The sequence below is a fragment of the Pseudomonas sp. PDM26 genome (assembly GCF_019219185.1).
Classification (GTDB): domain Bacteria; phylum Pseudomonadota; class Gammaproteobacteria; order Pseudomonadales; family Pseudomonadaceae; genus Aquipseudomonas.
This window is the reverse complement of sequence record NZ_JAHUWC010000042.1, coordinates 1-544: the sequence shown is the minus strand read 5'-3', so window position 1 is coordinate 544 and position 544 is coordinate 1. Positions and strand designations below refer to the sequence as shown.

The 544-nt window shown below is 68.8% G+C and carries 1 protein-coding gene; it reads right to left on the bottom strand.

Features of this window, described 5'->3' with window-relative positions; all coding sequences use genetic code 11:
* Positions 1–544: type VI secretion system tip protein VgrG (gene vgrG, locus KW849_RS31920; RefSeq protein WP_218433900.1), on the bottom strand; the 544-nt coding region annotated here is incomplete at both ends.

The following is a 544-nucleotide window of genomic DNA, read 5'->3' as shown; positions in this document are numbered from 1 at the left end:
GCCACTTCGGTGCCGGCGATCAGCGGCAGGTGCAGGCCGTAGGTGTCGCCGGCGTAGGCGCGGGCCTGGCGCAGCCATTTGCTTTCCTGGCCGAGGGGCCAGGTGTCGCGGTCGAAGAGGAACTTGACCCGGTAACGGCCTTCCGTGTCGATTTCGGCGTAGGTGGCGTTGGGCAATGGGTAGGTGATGCGCGCTGGCAGGGTGCCGGCGATGCGTGGCTTGCCTGGCAGCGGTGGTCGGAAGCACAGGCGTTGGGCGTACGGCATGGCTTCGAAGTCGCATTCGTAGCCGCGGTCGCGGGCGGCGCGGGTCTTGGTGCGGGTGATCACAACACGGGGGGCGAAGGCCTTGGGCGCGCCGCCGCTGATGGTCAGGACCTGGCCGGGGGCCAGGGTGGCGCTGCTGGTGGTGCCGCTGAGGCGGGTCTGCTGGTTGAGGTAGCGTTCGTGGCGCAGGCGCGCAAAGAAGTGGCCGCTTTCGGTCTGCAGGGTTTCGTCGCGATGGATGGGGTGGCCGAGTTCGGTGTAGGGCTCGGCGTAGTGGT